At 32.2% G+C, this 1652-nt stretch carries 1 protein-coding gene; it reads right to left on the reverse strand.

The genetic code is table 11. The annotated features are described in order from the left end of the window. Window positions 1–860: 860 nt before the first annotated feature. On the reverse strand, window positions 861–1439 hold a 579-nt coding region (locus AFK68_RS00250), incomplete at its 5' end, for a hypothetical protein (RefSeq protein ID WP_210407143.1). Window positions 1440–1652 lie beyond the last annotated feature (213 nt).

Raw genomic sequence — 1652 nt, forward strand, 5'->3', positions numbered from 1 at the left:
ATTCATTCAATAATTCACGCCTTGAAGCCTCCCATTATAATTAATAATTTACACCCCATAAATAAGCATGAGATAGTCTTTTCTAAATTATGAATCTTCCAGTTTAGATAATTATTAATTGTTAATTTTTAATTGCTGAATAGACAAATAACCGCCATAACATATAATATGAATTACCCTTTTTAAATTAAAATAGCAATCCTCTAATCGGTTGCAATATTTTAGTTGCACTTAGGAGTCAGGAGTCAGAAGTCATAATTTTCTATATTTTCAGCTCTTTTTAACTATTATTAAAAATGTCACGATCAATTTAGGATTGCTATAGCTTTTTGATATAATACCAATTCGATCAATTTTGCTACAAATTTTTGTCAGTTAGAAGTCAGGTAGATTAGCTGTCATATTTTCTATTTCACACTCATCATTCCTAAGCAATTAGGACTGATAAATTTTAACACTCATTTTTTATCTTTTTTTTCTCTTGATTGACAGCATTAAGTATTTAAGTCTTCATTTATCACCAATTTCAGACTTAATTTTTCATCTGACATACATCAAAAATTAAGTTATTTAATCTCTCAATTTCTCTGTAACATTATTTTAATAATGGCATAACTTCAACATTGAACTTAGGAAAATATCCAAAAGTGCGACTCAATTTCTCTCCGCTTCTTAACATCTTATGGATGATGGAAAAATTGCTCTTGAAATTCATCAATTTAGCGGAGAGATTTTGTCGCTTTCGGAAAGAAAAATAATTAAATTCTGCTCCCTGATGTCTTCTAAATTTTCAAAACTGAAAATTCAAGGTTGCTATATTTACTATTACTAGAAATCATCAATTTTCTTGAACTTGAACTCTATCTAGAAAAAGTCCGATATTGCCACTTGTTAAGAATATGATGTTGTGCAATCATTGCTGGAGTTTGTAACTCAGAAATTTGTTTTTGAGAAGCCTCTATTTTCTCAGATTGGTTATGATATTTTTGTTGTAATTGAGTCAGTTTATTTTGATAATCTGCGATTATTTCTTTCTGAAGTTCTGACTCTTTTTCTAAGGCTTGATAAGTTTCCTGTGGTATCATTGCAGCAACTATGGATTCCATATTTTTCAACTTATTGAGTTGCTCTTGTAATTGGTGCTGCAAAGCTTCATAATTTTCTTTTGACACCATTAAATCTGCTTGTGATTGGAAACTTTCCAATTCAGCCTTTTGCTCTTCTGAGTGTTTTTGTAAAGTTTCATAACTTTCTATTGACACCATTGTAGCAACTTGCTCTTCTAGCTCTTGCAACTTATCTTGTTGTTTTTCTGACTGACGTTGCAAAGCATCATAACTTTCCTGCAATACCATAGAAGCTAGTTGTACTTCTAGTTGTTGAAGTTGAGTTTGTTGCTCTTGTGACTGGTGCTGCAAAGAATCGTGAATTTCTTTGGANAGCTAGTTGTACTTCTAGTTGTTGAAGTTGAGTTTGTTGCTCTTGTGACTGGTGCTGCAAAGAATCGTGAATTTCTTTGGACACCATCGAAGCGACTTGCTCTTCTAACTTTTCTAGTTGTACCTTTTGCTCTTGAGACTCTTGCTCCAAAGTTTTGTATACTTCCTGGGAAACCATGGAAGCTACTTGTGCTTCTAGTTGCTGGAGTTGAG

Source organism: Hydrocoleum sp. CS-953, assembly GCF_002260545.1.
GTDB lineage: Bacteria > Cyanobacteriota > Cyanobacteriia > Cyanobacteriales > Microcoleaceae > Trichodesmium.